The organism is Paenibacillus germinis, from assembly GCF_013141785.1.
Classification (GTDB): domain Bacteria; phylum Bacillota; class Bacilli; order Paenibacillales; family NBRC-103111; genus Paenibacillus_E; species Paenibacillus_E phytorum.
Genome location: NZ_WHOC01000143.1, coordinates 1 through 20183 on the forward strand (window position 1 = coordinate 1; position 20183 = coordinate 20183).

3 protein-coding genes are annotated in these 20183 nt (G+C 47.8%); 2 read left to right on the forward strand and 1 reads right to left on the reverse strand.

What is annotated here, in order from left to right:
- Positions 1 to 223 precede the first annotated feature (223 nt).
- The gene (locus tag GC102_RS26430; protein WP_171692182.1) at positions 224 to 1810 is read right to left on the reverse strand and encodes a lipase family alpha/beta hydrolase; all 1587 of its coding nucleotides are present in this window, start codon (positions 1808 to 1810) and stop codon (positions 224 to 226) included.
- A 461-nt stretch (positions 1811 to 2271) separates the two neighbouring features.
- On the opposite strand from GC102_RS26430, the gene GC102_RS26435 reads away from it, so the two are divergent.
- Both GC102_RS26435 and GC102_RS26440 read left to right on the forward strand, forming a co-directional pair.
- Positions 2272 to 3075, forward strand: coding sequence for a thioesterase II family protein (locus GC102_RS26435; protein ID WP_171692183.1), 804 nt, complete (start codon positions 2272 to 2274; stop codon positions 3073 to 3075).
- Between the two features lie 30 nt (positions 3076 to 3105).
- Positions 3106 to 20175, forward strand: coding sequence for a non-ribosomal peptide synthetase (locus GC102_RS26440; RefSeq protein WP_171692184.1), 17070 nt, complete (start codon positions 3106 to 3108; stop codon positions 20173 to 20175).
- The last annotated feature ends 8 nt before the right edge of the window (positions 20176 to 20183 follow it).

A 20183-nucleotide genomic window follows, 5' to 3' on the forward strand; every position in this document is an offset into this window, starting at 1 on the left:
TACAACTTTTACTAGCAAAATAGCCTTTAGCCATGTGAATTGTTGCAGAAACTACAACATTGGTAATCACTGTAGCCCATCGTACTCAATGGACATAAAAAAGATGACTCCCGGCGCATACCGGAGCCATCTTTTAACAGCTTAATCTAGGATCATTCTTTTAAGGGTCCATGAAAGGGGTCACTGTTCAACGATGCGAAAGAGCCGTTTTTTCATGAATGGTTTAGTGTCTGTCACCTTTCTCATCAATGTAAATGGAACGAATCAGTGTTCTTTCGAAAGGTACACCCTTTGCTGTTTGTCCCTTTACGACGAATGAAGCTTGGTAGACACCTGGACTGCTTACATCAGATAGATTTACATTACTGTCCGAATCGATGGTTGCGAGATTTTTTAATTTGGTTGTTTGTTTTTTGTCGGCGTTGCTGCCCTCAGGAGTAAAGTCAACTTGATATTGGACCTTAAGCTTGTCTCCTTGCAATGAAGCCTTATCGCGCTCGACCTGAATCTTTGTCTTGTCATCGTTTAGCTTCAATCGGATGGATTTGTCCAAATCTGAGTCGTATCGGACTGTCATCAGGTAGCCGCCTGAATTAACGCTGTGAGTCTTAAGTGTCCATTCTCCCTGTTTGGGATTATTCACCACGGCAATGTGATGCCAAGCGTTTTTGAACACCTGCTCGTCTTGATAAGTTTTGACTTTTACGCTCGTTTGCCCACCTGTAGGGGGAATTAGTTCCACTTGATCTGCTTTCTGATCGGAGATCCAGTCAACGGTAATGCTTTTAACGTCGTTTTCAACAAGAAAGCTTTCGCTGGCAGTTCCATTGTGTGCTCCGCCACGTACTAATAAATTACTTGCTGTCCCAACAGTATTTTCTTGCGAAGCATCAGATGGTTTATTACTTGCAATCGTGACGAGGTCGCTAGGAACAGCAGCTTTTGCCGATGCTGTGCTAGTAGCTGTTAAAAACGGTTTGAATAAAGAAAACGTGGTAGATCCTTTGCGGATCGTATTATGATCCCAATCTCCGATCTTGACCATAGTGCCCTTAGGCACATAGGAACTGTTTACAGTAACAACGCCGTCGTTATTTCCGAATAGCGACAAGTAAAGACCGCCGGCAAAATAAGAGCTGCTAGGTGATGCGGCCCAGCCTTTTCCAGCCAATGTATAGAACTTATTGTAAGAACTATTAGGGTTCGAATCGGTAACAGAGCGGAAGTAGTTCATGTAGGAGGTTTGCATGGAATAAGTGGCGTCGTTTTTGTAGCCGATGAGGTCGGCTAGCCACCCCGCCCAGCTTGAATAAGCAAGATCGGCTAACTCAGAACCATGATGCGGAGAGCTCAGTGTAATCACATTTGTAACGTAAGGATAGGCATTGTAGTGCACAAGAGCAGCTTGCGTATCCACACCTCCTTTGCTGTGTGCGACGATCACAAGTTTCTTATTAAAGTATTGGGAGATGACTGCAATTTTTTGAGCTAACAGCTGTCCATTGTCCCACATATTTTTGGGAGTTCCGGCCGAATCGTTCAGTTCGATAAAAGCAGTCTGATAGCCGTTATTGTAAGCTGTTTGATACATATCATTGGTGTCATACCAAGATCCTGCATTGCCCCCGAGTCCTTGTACGAATAAAATGACAGGCAATTTCGAATTCAAGTTGGCTGGGGTTACTCCCGGTGACCATGTGCCTGGGACACGGTTCAAGTTCGGGTTAGAAACGGCAGCGGAGGCAGGCGCGATAACGAAGCTTATGACCAGTATGAAAGCTAGCATGATGGAAGTGGCAAATTTCTTCATGATTTCATTCCTCTCATTTCTTAATAGTAATCAAATGGGCTGGCCAGCCGATTCAATTATCTCATTATTTTCCTATTTATGTATTTTAATTGTTTATGAAGATGGGGCTTTTACATGCATTATAATTTATTTTTATAAAGATAATTTTAATCTAAATAACAGAAGAGTTTGGTCCAAATAGGCTTTTCTCTACTGTTATTGGGGGTTTAATGCAGGTTACATCCCGATATTTCACCATGTTAACTTTCCTGTAATTAACAATTCGTTCACATAAACTTTAATATTTACCATTATTTTCTTTATAAATATTTCTTATTCAGTTAACACTACGCTAATAATTCAGCATTAACTTTAAAGAGGTCAGGTGTACGTTTCTGGACAGGGGGGAAATAGCAATTTTCTAGGTTAGAAGTGTTCTTTTTATTATAAAAACAATTTATTAGAGTGGAAGAGGTAAAGATATGACAACCAAACTTCATTCATGGTTCTTAAATGCAAATGTGAATTCCCGTGCCAACCTTCGATTGTTTTGCTTTCCATACGCTGGAGGAGGAGCTTCGGTATTTCGTGAATGGTCCCGTTTTTTCCCAAAGGATGTTGAGGTGTGCCCCGTTCAGTTACCTGGCAGAGAGAGTAGGGGACTTGAATCCCCAATGACCTCATTGTCGCAAATTGTCCAAGCGATTGTTGTGGAAATTGGGCCGTTGCTTCAAACGCCTTTTGTATTTTTCGGTCATAGTATGGGCGCATTGATTGCTTATGAAACAGCCCGCCAAATTAATAGAAAATATGGGAAACAGCCTGTTCATCTATTTGTTTCAGGACGTTCTGGCCCTGGGCTACCTTATACGAAGAAAAAGCTTCACCAACTTCCAGATGATGAGTTCAAAATGGAATTGAAACGCATGAATGGCACGCCAGAGTCGGTACTGCAGCATGACGAATTGATGCAGCTGCTGATGCCGAGGCTGAGGGCCGACTTTGAAGTATGTGAGACGTATTCTTACATCCAGGATCAACCGCTGCGTTGTCCGATATCCGCATTCGGCGGGAATGCCGATTATGATGTGAGCGTTGCTTCCTTGGCAGCTTGGAATGAACAAACCAATAACGAATTTTTTCTACATATGTTTGATGGAGATCATTTTTTTCTGCACAACCAACAAGAAAACATCATGCAGACGGTTTACGATAGCTTTCACAAAGTCCCTGCGAAACCGACCCAAAAGCAAGTCGTTCACACCGGTAACGTAATTTGGCTGTAGAGAACTATTAAACATGGTGGAGGGAACCCAATGTCGAACCAACCGACTCACCCGTTAACTCATGCGCAAAAAAGAATTTGGTATACGGAGAAATTTTATCCGGGCACGAGTATTTCCAATCTAGGCGGTACGTTTAATCTGAAAGACGCACGATTGAATTACGGGCTGTTAGCGCAAGCGATTCACGACTTCGTCAGGTTGAACGATACGATTCGTTTACGTGTGGTAGACCAGCACAGCAGCGAACCGCGTCAATATATGACTGAATTCGTACCCTTCGAAATACCATTCTACGATTACAGCAGCCTTGATGATGCCAGCGAAGCGGTACGGCAATGGGGCGAAAGAGAGATGAAGCAGCCTTTTCAGCTGCATGATGCTGATTTGTTTGAGTTCGCTATATTCAAAATTAGTGGTGACGAGGGTCGGGTATATATTAAAATTCATCATCTGATATCAGACGGGATATCTATGGTGCTTGTCGTTAACGAAATCATCGATATCTACGTAGGCCTTGTGAAGGGTGAGGACACCGTTCAAGAGAATCGTCCGTCGTACGTGGACTACGTTCGGAATGAGCCGGACTATGAATCATCGGACCGTTACCTGAAAGATCAAAAATTTTGGCATGAGGAATTCCAGACAATCCCGGAATTTACGAGTTTGAAAACATACGATTTATACCGTGTAAGCACCGAAGCAGCGAGAGAATCGATCATTATTCCTCAAACGCTTCGTGATGACATTGTGAGATTTTGCAAAGAACATAACGTCAGTGTTTTTACGTTGTTTGTCGCCATGCTGTACACATATATTTATCGCGTCACCTCTCATGAGGATATTGTTCTCGGTACCAATTTCTCCAATCGGACGAACGCGAAAGAAAAAAATATGATGGGTATGTTCGTTAGCACGACACCTTTTCGAATGCAGGTGGAGCCTGAGCTAGATGCACTGTCGTTTATCCGCAAAGTCGGCAAAAAGCAGATGAACATTTTCAGATATCAAAAATACCCCTATAACGTATTGGTCAACGAATTGCGGGAAAAGCACATCGATATCAGCAGACTGTTTGGTGTATTCGTGGAATACCAAGTCATGGAATGGCAGAAAAAAGAACAGATCGAATACGTTACGGAACCGTTTGGCAATGGGCACGAAGCCAACGATTTCATCATACATATCAAAGATCGTATGGATATAGACCAGCTGCAGCTGGACATCGATTATCGTACAGGCTTATTTACGAGTGAAGAAATCTTCTCCATGTTTGAGCACATGCTTGTGCTTCTAAAGGATGTATTAGACAATCCGGGCAAACCATTGCTTGAGCTGGAGCTTTGCAATGAGCAGCAAAAAAACCAGCTGCTGCATGTTTTATCTGGTGTTGAAGCTAATTATCCAATGGATCAAACCATACATGGGATGTTTGAAGAACAGGCGGAAAGGGTGCCGGATCGCATTGCGGTCGTGTTCGGTACCGAAAGTCTTACATATCGGGAGCTGAACGAACGTGCCAACCGTTTGGCGAGAATGCTTCGCGATCGGGGTGTGAAGCCTGACGATCGGGTTGGTCTTATGGTGGATCGTTCTGTGGAAATGATCGTAGGCATTATCGCGATACTTAAAGCGGGTGGAGCGTATGTGCCTCTGGATCCTGATTATCCGGAAGAGCGAATCCAGTTTATGCTTGAGGACTGTGGGGCACTGGTATTACTGACTGAAGTGCAGTGGCAGGAAAGAATGACTTTCGCGGGGACTGTTTTGATCATCGATACGGAGCTGCTTTCCTCTGTTGATAGTTCCAATTTGTCGATCGTAAATCAGCCATCCGACATGGCTTATATCATTTACACCTCCGGTACGACTGGAAAGCCAAAGGGTGTAATGATCGAACATCGTAACGTGGTCCGTCTGCTGTTTAACGACAAGCTGCAGTTTGACTTTAGCGAGAATGACGTATGGACCACGTTCCATTCGTTTAGCTTTGATTTTTCGGTATGGGAGATGTATGGCGCCCTCTTGTACGGGGGTAAATGTGTGGTGATTCCGAGGATTATTGCGCAAAATCCGAAGGAATTTACTCAGCTGCTCCGAGATGAAAAAGTAACTGTGCTAAATCAGACGCCTACAGCATTTTATTCGTTGATCAATGAAGAGCTGCTGCAGGAAGACAGCTTGCTGGCAATCCGTTACGTCATATTTGGCGGTGAGGCGCTTAACCCGAGTATGCTAAAACCATGGCGGAACAAGTATCCTGAGACGAAGCTGATTAATATGTACGGCATTACAGAAACAACGGTGCATGTTACGTTCAAAGAGATTGGCGAACAGGAAATCGATACGAATGTAAGTAATATCGGTTCGCCAATTCCGACGTTGACCTGTTATATTTTTGACCAAAACAGGAAATTAGTACCCATGGGTGTTACGGGCGAAATGTATGTCGGCGGAGCGGGTGTAGCCCGAGGCTATTTGAACCGTGATGAACTGACGCAGGAGCGTTTCATCATGAACCTGTATAAGCCCGGGGAACGATTATATAAAACGGGCGATTTGGCGAAAATGCTCCCGAACGGAGAAATGGCGTATTTGGGCCGGATCGACAATCAGGTGAAAATCCGCGGACACCGCATCGAATTGGGCGAAATCGAAACGAGATTGCTTGAGCACCCCATGATTCATGAGGTTACCGTTATCGCACTCGACGATGCGCAGGCGCAAAAATATTTGTGCGCGTATCTGATTAGCGAGATGGAGCTGACGGTTTCTGAACTGCGCATGCACCTAGCGCTGGAGCTTCCAGCGTATATGGTCCCTTCCCATTTTGTACATTTGGATAGAATGCTAATCACTGGGAACGGAAAGATAGATCGCAAAGCGCTGCCTAAGCCTGCAGGGCTCGCTGTAACTGGCCGTGAATATATGCCGCCAAGCAGCGATACGGAAGAAAAGCTTGTTACTATCTGGCAAGAAATATTGGAGCAGGAACGAATCGGCGTGCAGGACAATTTTTTTGAGCTGGGCGGCCATTCCTTAAAAGCCATGCAGATCATTTCGCGCATTCATCAGTTATTTCATGTAGAGCTGCCGCTTCGCGTTTTGTTTGAGACGCCGACGATTACTGCAATTTCACCATATATCGATCAAGCTAGCAAAGGTACATACACCACAATTTTACCTGCGGGACAACAAGAATATTACCCCCTATCCTCATCTCAGAAGCGACTTTATGTGTTGAACCAATTCGAAGGCACGGGAACGACTTATAATATGCCTGGCGTTTTTACCGTCGAAGGACCTTTGGATCCAAGACAATTGGAAGTTGCCTTTAACCGATTGGCTGTTCGTCACGACATGCTTCGCACTTCCTTTCACACCATCGATGGACACCCTGTACAAAAAGTACACAACCACATCAATTTTACCATTCAACATGATTTACAAAGGTCTGATGATTCTATTGATTTTCTCGTATCCAAGTTTGTCCAGCCATTTAAACTGGATCAAGCCCCGCTAATCCGAATAGGACTTGCAAAGATCGGTGAAAATCGCCACCTTTTCTTGTTTGATATGCATCACATCATTTCCGATGCATTGTCGATCGAGATTCTCATTCGTGAATTGGCGGACTTATACCGTGGCTTAGAGCCTGCTGCGGCGCCGGTGCCATATAGGGACTTCGCGGTTTGGCAGAACGAATTTTTCCAGTCAGGCGCAATGAAAAAGAAGGAAGCCTATTGGCTGGAAGCTTTTGCTGGTGATATTCCTGTACTTAATATGCCAGCCGATTTTCCGCGACCGTCTGTTCAAAGCTTTGAAGGTGACAGCATCATATTTGGTACGGGTCATCAATTGATGACGCGGCTAAACCGTCTTGCCGCAGAAACGGGCACGACAATGTACATGCTGCTGCTTGCGGCGTACAACGTGCTTCTCGCTAAATATGGAAGTCAAGACGATATCGTTGTGGGCACACCGGTGGCAGGCAGACCTCACCCTGATGTGGAGCATACGATCGGAATGTTCGTTAATACGATTGCTCTCCGCAACCGGCCGATCCCGGCCTTAAGCTTCCGCAATTTCTTGGAAGATGTGAAGCAAAACGCATTGCACGCTTTTGAACATCAGGATTACCCGTTTGAGATGTTGGTGGAAAAGCTGGATGTAGCACGAGATATGAGCAGGAACCCTTTGTTCGATACGATGTTCAGCCTTCAGATGAAAGACCTGATGATGCTGGAGATGGGCGACTCATTAACCTTCGTAACCTACATTTTGGATAACCGTATCGCTAAATTCGATCTGTCACTGGAAGCAACGGAGAAGGAACTGGAACTTGTATTCCAACTGGAGTATTGTACGAAGCTGTTTGCAAAGTCGACGATGGAACGTCTGGCTGGGCATTATATCGAAATTTTGAAGTCTGTTACGGAATGTCCGGATATCACACTAGCTGATATTACAATGGTAACGGGGGATGAAAACCGGCTGCTCTTGAAAGGGTTCAATGAGACGGAGCGGGCGTATCCATCCGGCAAAACGTTCACAGAGCTTTTTGAAGAACAAGCGAAGAAAACACCTAATCATGTAGCGGTAGTTTGTGAAGAGGAGCTGCTTACCTACAGGACGCTTAACAGCATGGCGAATCAGCTTGCGCGGAAGCTCCTTACCAAAGGAATTCAATCGGAAAGCGTCGTAGGGATTATGGTTGATCGTTCGATTGACATGATCATCGGCGTGCTCGCTGTTTGGAAAGCGGGAGCTACGTATTTGCCGATTGATCCCGAGTATCCGGATGAACGGATTGGATACATGCTGGCAGACAGCCGTGCGGAACTATTATTGTCTCAGCGCGCGATTGCACGCCGGGTATCTTTTGATAAAGAAATTGTATGTTTTGAGGATAATGGCTTGTACTCCGAGGCTTCAACCAATCTCGGAATTGTTAACAGAGAGAATCAACTGGCCTATATCATCTATACTTCGGGAACGACTGGGAAACCAAAAGGCGTAATGATCGAACACGGCAGCTACACGAATGTTGCTTTCGCCTGGAGAGAGGCATACAAACTGGATACGTTCCAGGTTAGCCTGCTGCAGATGGCGAGCTTTGCATTCGACGTATTTGCCGGGGACATGGCGCGAGCGCTGCTGAACGGCGGTAAGCTGATCATTTGTCCAAATGATGTAAAGCTCGATCCAGCTTCGATATACTCGCTGATTAAGAACTATGAAATCAATATTTTTGAATCGACGCCGGCGCTGATCGTACCGTTGATGCAATATATTTACGATCACGGCTTGGACATGAGTCAGCTGAAATTGCTTATTTTGGGATCGGACAGCTGCTCTGCTGAAGATTTTACCAATCTGCAAGCACGATTCGGTCATATGATGCGGATTGTGAACAGCTACGGTGTGACGGAAGCTTGTATCGATTCCAGCTTCTACGAACACACCGATGCATCACTGCCGTATTTCGGCAATGTGCCGATTGGGAAGCCGCTGCCGAATATGAAGTTTTATGTGCTTGACCCGCAACTGAGTCTGCAGCCGGTTGGTGTCATTGGCGAGCTGTGTATCGGCGGAATCGGGGTTGCCCGGGGTTATTACAATCAGCCTGAGTTGACTGCAGACAAGTTTGTTGATAATCCGTTTGAATCCGGTGAACGCATGTATCGCACAGGGGATATGGCCAGATGGATGCCGGACGGCAACATGCAATTCCTTGGCAGGGGCGACCATCAGGTGAAAATTAGAGGATACCGCATCGAGCTCGGAGAAATCGAAGCGGGCCTGCTGAAGCATGAAAGCGTCAAGGAAGCCGTTGTTATCGCCAAAGATGACCAAGCGCAGCAAAAATATTTGTGCGCCTATCTCGTTGCGGACGGAACGCTGACGATTCCGGAGCTTCGCGAACACTTGACAGGCCAGCAGCCAGCTTACATGGTCCCGTCCCATTTCGTGCAGCTGGATAAAATGCCGCTTACGCCAAACGGTAAACTGGACCGCAAAGCACTGGCGGCACTCGAAGGCAGCGTTCAATTAGGAACCACTTTTGCTGCACCGACGAATGTCATGGAAGCGAAGCTTGCTTCTGTATGGCAAGAGGTGCTTGGTATCGACCAAATCGGCATTTATGACGATTTCTTCCAGCTCGGGGGTCACTCACTGAAAGCGATGATGCTCATCTCGCAAATGCACAGAGCTTGCGGTGTAGAAATACCGCTGCGTACTTTGTTCCAGAATCCGACGATTGCTGCTGTCTCAGCTTACATGATCGATTTGGATGAGAAGAGCTATTCAGCAATTGCGCCTGTGCCAGAGCAGGATTTCTATCCCGTATCATCAGCACAGAAGCGGATGTACGTCATCCATCAACTGGATGAAACAGGCACAAGCTATAATATGGCGGATGTGATGCTGGTTGAAGGAAAGCTGGACCTTGAACGGTTCACAGAAGCATTCCGGGGACTGATTCTGCGCCACGAAGCGCTTCGCACTTCGCTGCATACGGTGGATGGCGTGCCGGTACAAAAGGTGCATGCACATGTATCATTCGACGTTGAAGTTATGGAAGCGAATGAAGAGAACGTAGCTGCAATGGTTCGCGATTTCATCAAGCCGTTCAATTTAAGTCAGGCGCCGCTCTTGCGGGTCGGTCTTGTACGATTGGCTGCGGAACGCCATGTGCTGCTGTGCGATATGCATCACATCATCTCGGATGGAATTTCCGTTTCGGTGCTCATTCGTGAAATTACCGCTCTGTATGAGAGGGCAAGTTTGCCTGAGCTCCGCATACAATACAAAGATTTTGCCGTATGGCAGAACGAACGGCTGCAAAGTGAGGATTTGAAGCGCCAAGAAGCATACTGGCTCGACGCTTTTGCCGGTGAAATTCCAGTGCTTGATTGGCCGACCGACTATGTAAGACCGCCCGTACAAAGCTTTGATGGCGATCGCGTCATATTTGATTCCGGCAAGGTGCTAATGCAGGAACTGCACAAACTAGCGGCGGAATCCGGTACGACGCTGTACATGGTACTGCTCGCAGCCTACAACGTGCTCATGGCCAAATATTCCGGTCAAGAGGATATCATCATCGGTTCGCCAATCGCCGGAAGGCCGCATGCAGATGTGGAACGCACAATCGGAATGTTCGTCAACACGCTGGCAATTAGAAACCATCCGGAGGCTGGTAAATCGTTCAAACAATTTTTGACGGAGGTAAAGGAAACATCTCTGAGGTCCTTTGAAAATCAAGATTATCCTTTCGAAGAGTTGGTTGATAAGCTGAACGTTCGACGCGACTTAAGCCGCAATCCGCTGTTTGATGTCTTGTTCGTGCTTCAAAATACGGGAGATGAAGATATTCGAATCGCCGATCTGACATTCTCACCTTACAGTTTAGACAGAAACGTAGCGAAATTCGATCTGTCGCTCGAAGCTGCTGAAGGGGAAGATGGGATCGCGTTCCATCTCGAATATGGCACAGCCTTATTCCATCGTGCGACTGCAGAAAGGCTGGCACAGCATTTTCTGCAAATTCTTCAAGCCGTATCAGCGAATTCAGATATCCAATTAGGCGATATCGACATGCTCTCTGATGTGGAAAAAACGCAATTGCTGGATGAATTCAACCAGACAGGGGCGGCGTTCCCGCAGGATCAAACGATTCACGGTCTGTTCGAGGAGCAGGTGCAAAGAACGCCGGAGCGCATCGCTGCATCTTGTGGCGAGGAACAGCTGACGTACCGCCAGCTGAATGAACGCGCAAATAGTTTGGCTTGCGTACTTCGCAGCCACGGAGTGGGGCCTGATGTTAGGGTCGGCCTGCTTGTCGAACGCTCACTCGATATGATCGTCGGCATCCTTGCGACGCTCAAAGCCGGCGGCGCTTATGTACCGCTCGATCCGGACTATCCGCAGGATCGTACGCAGTTCATGCTAATGGACAGCGGGGCGCGTGTCCTGCTGACGCAGCCGCATTTGGCTGGCAAGGTGCCTTATGACGGAGTCATGCTGGACATGAGCGATGTAGAGCTGTATGCCTGGGATTCTGCAGATTTGGAACCGGTGAATGGACCGCATGATATGGCCTATATTATCTATACATCCGGTACGACCGGCAAGCCGAAGGGCGTTATGATCGAGCATCAGAATGTCGTGCGTTTGCTCGTTCATGATCAATTGCAGTTCGATTTTAATGAACGTGACGTGTGGACGGTATTCCACTCCTTCTGCTTTGATTTCTCGGTGTGGGAAATGTACGGGGCGCTGCTGTATGGCGGCAGGTGTGTGGTTGTGCCAAAGACGACCGCACAAAACCCGAAAGCATTCGCCCAGCTGCTGCGGCAGGAGCAAGTGACGATACTGAATCAAACGCCAACCGCGTTCTACACGCTGATCCAAGAGGAATTGCAGCAAACGGGCAAGGGGCTAGCCGTCCGCTGCGTCATCTTCGGTGGGGAAGCATTGAATCCGGTCATGCTGAGCCCGTGGAAGATGAAGTATCCGGATACGCAGCTGATCAATATGTACGGAATTACAGAAACGACAGTTCACGTTACTTATAAAGAAATAACGGATCGCGAAATCGAAACGAATCTAAGCAACATTGGTCGTCCGATTCCGACGCTGACGAGCTACATCTTCGACGCGCAGCGCAGGCTGGTGCCGATCGGCGTTGTCGGCGAGCTGTATGTGGGTGGAGACGGCGTCGCCCGCGGATATTTGAACCGCGAGGAGCTGACAGCAGAGCGATTCGTTGCGAATCCTTACAAACCGGAGGAACGGTTGTATCGAACCGGTGACCTTGCGCGTCTGCTGCCGAACGGCGAGATGGAATACTACGGACGAATCGACCATCAGGTGAAGATCCGAGGGCATCGCATAGAGCTCGGCGAGATCGAAACACAGATGCTGAGGCACGAACGGATCAAGGAATCGACGGTGCTGGCGCAGGATGACGAACAGGGGCAAAAGTTCCTGTGCGCCTACTTCATCTCAGACGGTGAAGTAACCGTATCCGAGTTAAGGGCGCATATCGGCAGCGATTTGCCGGCGTACATGATCCCGTCGCATTTTGTGAAACTGGACAAAATTCCGCTTACAGCCAACGGCAAAATCGACCGCAAAGCGCTGCCGAAGCCGGAAGGCGGGCTGGACTCGGGCACGGCCTACGTGGCGCCGAGAACAGAATTGGAAGCGGGACTTGCGCAAATTTGGCAGGAGGTGCTCGGCTGCGGCCAGGTCGGGGTGATGGACGATTTCTTTGCACTAGGTGGCCATTCACTAAAGGCGATGTCGCTTATTTCCGCGATGCACAAGGCTTACCAAGTGGAAGTCCCTTTAAAGGTATTGTTTGATACACCGATCGTCGAAGCGATCGCTGTGTATATCCAAACGGCCGTAAAAGAGGCCTATGTATCCATTGGGCGGGTGATGGATGAACAGGACTTTTATCCTGTATCCTCAGCACAAAAACGGATGTACATTCTCAGTGAGTTTGAAGGCGCAGGTACCGGATATAACATGCCAGAGGCTTTCATTCTTGATGGCGAGTTAGATGTGACTAGACTGGAAGCAGCTTTGAAGGAGCTTATTGCCAGACATGAGATACTGCGAACTTCCTTTGAAACGATTCACGGCGAGCCGGTGCAGCAAATTCATACGGACATTGAATTCTCGGTCGAAACTATCGTTGAAACCATCAACGCCAATGAATCCGAACTTGCAGAGTTCGCAAAAGGGTTTGTGCGTCCATTTAAATTAAACAGAGCTCCGCTCCTTAGAGCAGGTCTGGCCAAACTTGCCGATGGGCGGCACTTATTCCTTGTTGATATGCATCATATCATCTCAGACGGTGTATCCATGGGCATTATGATGGATGAATGGATGCGGTTATACAAGGGTGAGCGCCTTTCTGATCCAGGGATTCAATATAAAGACTTTGCCGTATGGCAAAATGCCTGGTTCGAAACGGATCATTTTAAAAAGCAAGAGACCTATTGGTTAGACGCATTTGCCGGCGAAATTCCGGTGCTCAATCTGCCGGCTGATTTTGTTAGACCTGCCGTGCAAAGTTTTGAAGGCGATCGTGTTTATATCGTCGTCGGAAGTGAGCTCTGCAAGCAGCTTGGCCAGCTTGCTGCGCAAACGGACAGTACTCTTTTTATGGTGCTCCTAGCCGCATACAACGTGCTTTTAGCCAAATACACTGGGCAACAAGAGTTCGTAGTCGGAACCCCAATTGCGGGGAGATCGCATCCGGACACAGAGGGCGTGCTCGGGATGTTCGTTAATACGCTGGCTATGCGGAATCGTGTCAATGCGGAAAAAACCTTCCGTGAGTTAATAGCCGATGTGAAGCATCGTGCGCTGGAAGCCTATACGAATCAGGATTACCCGTTTGAGCGGCTGGTGGAACACATTGGCGTGGCTCGGGATCTAAGCCGTAACCCGTTGTTCGATACGATGTTTATCCTGCAGAACATCGAGACGCACTCACAATCGGTTAGCTCAAGCGATGACTTGAAATTGGTTGCATCAGCTATGCATGACGGCATTGCCAAATTTGACCTGACATTTGAAGCCAGAGAAGTAAATGGCGAATTAGAATTGTTTATTGATTACGGCGTCAAATTGTTTAAGAAAGCAACGGTGGAACGGATCGGACGACATTTCGTTCAATTGTTACAGTCTGCGGTTAATAACGCGGATATCTGTCTGGCTGACATGACGGTGTTGAACGAAGCGGAACAGCACCAATTGCTTGTTACATTTAATGAAACAAAGACAGATCTGCCTACAGGCAAGACACTGCACGGGCTGTTCGAGGAGCAGGCGGAGAGGACGCCAGATCAGCCAGCAGTCGTCTGTGCAGGTGTGCAATTGACCTATGCGGAGCTAAATTCCGCAGCTAATCGTTTGGCGAGGACACTCCGCGATCAAGGCGTCATTTCTGAGTCGTGTGTAGGCATTATGGCGGATCGTTCATTAGAACTGGTTGTTGGTATCCTGGCGATTCTGAAAGCGGGCGGGGCCTATGTGCCGATCGACCCGCAGTATCCAGTGGAACGGATTCGCTACATGTTGAAGGACAGTAACATCAAACTCGTCCTGAGTCAGTCGCATCTGGTCGCAAGCATGAGTGAAGATGTTCATACTGCCTTCGACGGAAAATGGCTCGATCTCCATGACGAGCGCCATTATAACGCTGACGGATCGAATCTGCCGAAGGTTAATGATCCCACTGATCTGGTATATATCATTTACACATCTGGAACGACAGGAATGCCTAAAGGCGTCATGATCGAACACGCCAGCATTGTCAGTAATCTGCTGTGGAGAAAAGTCGAATACGCGCTGGATACAAACGATTCGGTGCTGCAGTTGTTCTCCTTCGCCTTTGACGGCTTCGTGACCAGCTTCTTCACGCCGATTATTGCCGGAGCAACGGTCATCCTGGCGCAGGAAGAGGAAGCGAAGGATCCGCTGCTCATGAAAAAGCAAATCGCTGCGCATCTAGTCACGCATTTCATCAGTGTACCAAGCTTGTATGCAGCGCTGCTCGAGTGCATGAGCGAAGAAGAATCAAGCTCGCTTCGTATCGTAACGTTGGCCGGGGAGAAAGTGACCGATAACGTGGTCTCTCGCAGCATGCAGCTTCACCCGCACATCGAGTTGGTGAATGAATATGGACCAACGGAGAACAGTGTTGTAGCAACGTACGAAAGAGGCCTGGAGCCAAACAAAGAGATTACGATTGGGCGACCGATTATGGGTACGCAAATCTATATTGTGAGTGGAGAGGGCGGTCTGCAGCCTATCGGAGTCATTGGCGAGTTGTGCATTGCCGGTAACGGTTTGGCACGCGGGTACTTAAACCGCGAGGGTCTGACTGCCGAGAAGTTTGTGCGGAACCCGTTTGCAGCCGAGGATAACGGGAATGAACGGATGTACAAGACAGGAGATCTTGCCCGCAGATTGCCTGACGGGACGATCGAATTCATCGGTCGTCTGGACGAACAGGTGAAGGTGAGGGGTTACCGCATCGAGCTCGGCGAGATCGAATCCGTCATCCTGCAGCATCCGCTCATTAACGAAACGGTTGTGTTAGCGAAGGACGACCATCGCGGACATACGTATCTATGCGCTTATATTACCGCAGATGATGTGTTTACACTTGATGATTTAAAGGCGCACTTAGGGAAAAAACTGCCAGCCTATATGGTTCCGTCGTACTTCATGCAGCTGTTAGTCATGCCGCTTACCCCGAACGGGAAAGTAGATAAGCATGCTTTGCCGGAGCCGGATACGGATCTTATGGTCAAAAAAGAATATGTTGCTCCTTCTAGTGCAGCAGAAGCCAAATTGATTGGTTTGCTGCAGGATTTGCTGGAAATCGGACAAATCGGGTTGCTAGATAACTTCTTTGACCTTGGAGGCCATTCGCTCAGCGCCATGACGCTAGTCTCTCAAATGTACAAAGAATTTCAGGTCGAAGTTCCGTTGAGAGCTGTCTTTGAGACGGCTTCTGTCAAGGAGCTTGCAGCTTACTTACAAGGAGCAGGACTCTCTCGGTACGAGTCGATTCAATTGGCGGCGGAGCAGCCGTATTACGCGCTTTCGTCTGCGCAGAAGCGATTGTTCATCTTGAATTTACTGGATAGCGGAAGCACCACCTATAACATGCCAGGTGCCATGACGATCGAAGGCAAGCTCGATATCCAGCAGTTTGAAGGAGCTTTCCAAAGCTTAGTAGACCGCCATGAAACGCTGCGCACTTCGTTTGATACGGTCGACGGAGAACCGACCCAGAGGGTACATCCTAATCTCGAGATACAAGTGGATTACATCGAGTATGCGACAGATTCGCTTCCGACGATAGATGAGATTATCGAGCGCTTTGTCCGGCCTTTTGACTTGAAGACCGCGCCTCTCTTCAGAGTCGGACTGGTGAAGCTGGAGGAAGAACGCCACTTGCTGTTGTTCGATATGCACCATCTTATTTCCGACGGGGTGTCGATGGGTATTTTCATTCAAGAATTCGTACAGTTGTATCAAATGAAACCACTGCGGCAGCTCCGAATTCAATACAAGGATTTCTCGGCATGGCAAAACCGTTTGTTCCAGTCGGAAACGATCAAAGCGCAGGAATCCTACTGGCTAACGATGTTTGAAGGTGAAATTCCGCTGCTTGATCTGCCCATGGATTATGGAAGACCGTCCATGCGCAGCTTCGCGGGACACAGTGTAACGTTCAGAGCGGATAAATCTTTGCTAAGACAGCTTCATCAGCTGGCGGCGATGAGCGGCACGACACTCTATATGGTACTGCTTGCTGCTTACAATGTATTGCTGTCGAAATACACTAATCAAACGGATATTGTGGTCGGAACGCCAATTGCCGGCAGATCGCATGCTGATTTGGAACATGTCATTGGGATGTTCGTCAATACGCTTGCCATGAGGAACCGGCCTGAAAGTTCCAAGTCGTTTAGACAGTTTTTGGCCGAAGTCAAAGAACAGGCGCTTATGGCTTTTGAGAATCAAGATTATCCTTTCGAAACACTGGTGGAAAAGCTGGAGATGCAGCGTGATTTAAGCCGCAATCCACTGTTTGATACGATGTTTATTATGCAAAATATCGGGAACCAATCGATCGGCATCAAGCCATTAACATTTGTTCCGGTTGAGGTTCCGCATACGACATCGAAGTTCGACCTGACCATGCTTGCCATGGAAGATCAAGACGGATTGGAATTGACGATCGAGTACTGCACGGCGCTGTTCAAACAGGAAACAATGGAGCGATTAGGAGGGCATTTCGTTCGTGTTTTACAGGAAATTGCCGATCAGCCTGATGCGCAGTTAGCGCAAATTGACATGCTTTCTTTGGAGGAAAAGAAGCAAATTGTCGTAGATTTCAACCAAACGAAAGCCGATTACCCGCAGAACTGCACGATTCAGGAGCTAGTCGAGCGGCAGGTGGAAAAGACACCGGATCATGTGGCTGTCGTCTGGGAAAACGAGCGGATGACTTACTGTCAGTTGAATGCCAAGGCAAACCGCTTAGCGAGGGTATTACGCGAGAAGGGCGTCGCCGCAGACTGCATTGTTGGCGTCATGATGGAGCGTTCCGCGGATATGATCGTCACCATACTGGCCATTCTTAAAGCCGGTGGCGCGTATCTGCCGATCGACATCGATTATCCGGCGGATCGGATTCGATACATGCTTGAAGATAGCGCAGCGTCATTAATTGTTACGCAGAAGGCGGAATGTCCAGTAGGATTTGCCGGCGAAGTTGTAGCGCTTGAGGAAACGGATCTGACTTTCAAATTGGACACCAACTTGGGCTCAGCAAGTATATCCTACGATTTGGCCTACATCATCTATACGTCGGGGACAACAGGCAAACCGAAAGGGATTATGCTCGAGCATGCAGGTATTGCTAATTTACAGGCATTTTTTGAGAATCAATTGGGTGTGACGGCCGATGACCGGATAGGACAATTCGCCAGCAGTTCTTTTGACGCTTCGGTTTGGGAAATGTTTATGGCGCTGCTGACGGGAGCTTCGCTCTATGTGTTGTCCAAGGATATCATCGGTAATTACACTAGGTTTGAAGATTATATAAGTGAACACCGGATCTCCATTCTTACCTTGCCGCCGACTTACATGACGCACCTGAATCCGCAGCGGATGAGCTCTCTGAAGAAGGTGATCACTGCCGGCTCCGCCACCTCATTCGAATTGATCCGCAGGTGGGAAGGGAAAGTGCAGTATATTAACGCGTACGGTCCGACCGAAACAACGATCTGTGCGACCATTTGGAACGCCAATCATTCAGACCTGCATACGGGTGTAGTTCCGATCGGTTACCCGATTCCCAATACGCAGGTGTACATCATGAGCGCAGATAACCTGCTGCAGCCGATCGGGGTACCTGGCGAATTGTGCATAGGCGGTGTCGGATTGGCCAGAGGATACGTGAATAAGCCGGAACTGACGGATGAGAAGTTCACAGACAATCCGTTTGCTCCAAGTGAACATATCTATCATACCGGCGACCTTGCTCGCTGGCTGCCTGATGGAAATATCGAGTATTTGGGACGAATCGACCATCAGGTAAAAATCAGAGGATACCGGATTGAATTATCGGAAATTGAATCTGTCATGCTGGATCACGACCTGATTCAAGAAGCGATCGTCATCGCCCTTGAAGACCATCATGGACACCATTACTTGTGCGCTTATTTCACAGGCAGATCCAGTGCTCCCATATCGAACCTGAGAGAGCATGTAGTCGAATCACTGCCCGATTACATGGTGCCATCGTTTTTTATTCAATTAAAAAAAATGCCGCTGACGCCTAACGGTAAAATTGATCGCAAAGTGCTTCCCGAACCTGAATTGGGCACAGCCATCACAGGCACGGAATATGAACCGCCTAGAAATGATCTGGAACGTCTGCTTGCGGAAGTATGGGAAGAAGTGCTGGGCGTTCATCCAATCGGCATTAAGAATAATTTCTTTGAGATAGGCGGCGACTCGATCAAAGCAATTCAGGTATCAACGCGTTTGTATAAACATGATTTGATGCTGGAAATGAAGGATTTGTTCCAAAATCCCGTTATTGAAAAAGTTAGTTCCTACGTACAAACATTAGGCCGTAAGAGCAGCCAAGAAATGGTTGTCGGGGAATTGGAGCTGTCTCCCATCCAACGATGGTTCTTCGCCCAGAGATTCACCGACATGCATCATTGGAATCAATCGATTATGCTGCAGGGTAATCATGGATTTAAGGAGTCAGTTGTCCGCAAAGTATTCACTAAAATTATCCAGCATCATGATGCGCTAAGAACCGTTTTCCGGGTAGATAACGATAGAGTCGTTGCACAGATCCGCGGTTTGGTGGAACCCTTGGTACACCTGAACGTGATCGATGTAAGGAACCATGCTGATGAGTCTTCGGTTATTACCGAAGAGGCGAGCCGCCTGCAGTCAAGCTTTGATTTGAACGAGGGGCCTTTGATCAAGCTGGCGTTGTTCAGAACGATAAGCTGTGACCATCTGCTAATCGTCGCGCACCACCTCGTGGTCGATGGCGTTTCCTGGCGTATTATTCTGGAGGATTTTGCTATAGGGTATGAACAAGCGATGAACGATGAGGACATCCTATTTCAGGATAAAACGGATTCCTATCAAGTTTGGACGGAACAGCTAAAAGCCTATGCCGCAGGTAAAGAAGTGGTAAAGGAAAAGAATTACTGGCAGCATATCAACGACTTGTCCTGGGCTGCGCTGCCGAAAGATAAAAAAGCGGAAGAAATGAAACTCATTCATACGCGAAGCACCGCCTTTGAATTGAATGAGGAAGAGACCGAACGGTTATTGAAGCAGGTTCATCAAGCTTATCATACTGACATTCCGGACATTTTGTTGACGGCTTTAGGCTTAAGCGTTCAGGACTGGACGAAGCAGGACAGTGTGATTGTCAATATGGAAGGGCACGGCAGGGAAGATTTGGAGGGTAATGTCAACGTATCGAGAACGGTCGGTTGGTTCACAGCTCAATTCCCGATTGTGCTTGACTTGAAGGGATCGAACGATACGGGCTCCCATATTAAGCGAATCAAAGAGCACGTAAGGCGTATACCGAACAAGGGTATCGGATTCGATCTGCTGAGATTCATGTCTCCGGAAGAGCTGCGTTTGAACCTGACGCCAAAGCCTGAGATTGGTTTCAACTATTTGGGCCAGTTCGACTCGGACGTAACGACAAAATGGTTTACAGTGTCGCCTTATGATATGGGAGAGCCGATGAGTCCGGATGCGGAGCGGTTGTTTACACTCGACGTCACCGCTATGATTCAAGGCGGTAAACTAAGCGTTCGTTTTTCCTACAATATCCAGGAGTACAATCAGACCACGATTACACAACTGCAAAATAGCTTCAAGAAGCGCCTGCTGGAAATTATGGAGCACTGCGTGAATAAACAAGGACCTGAGCTGACCCCAAGTGATCTCGGCGATCATGAGCTTTCCTTGGAAGAACTGGATGGTTTGGTTGATATTTTCGAGTCTTGATTCCGGAG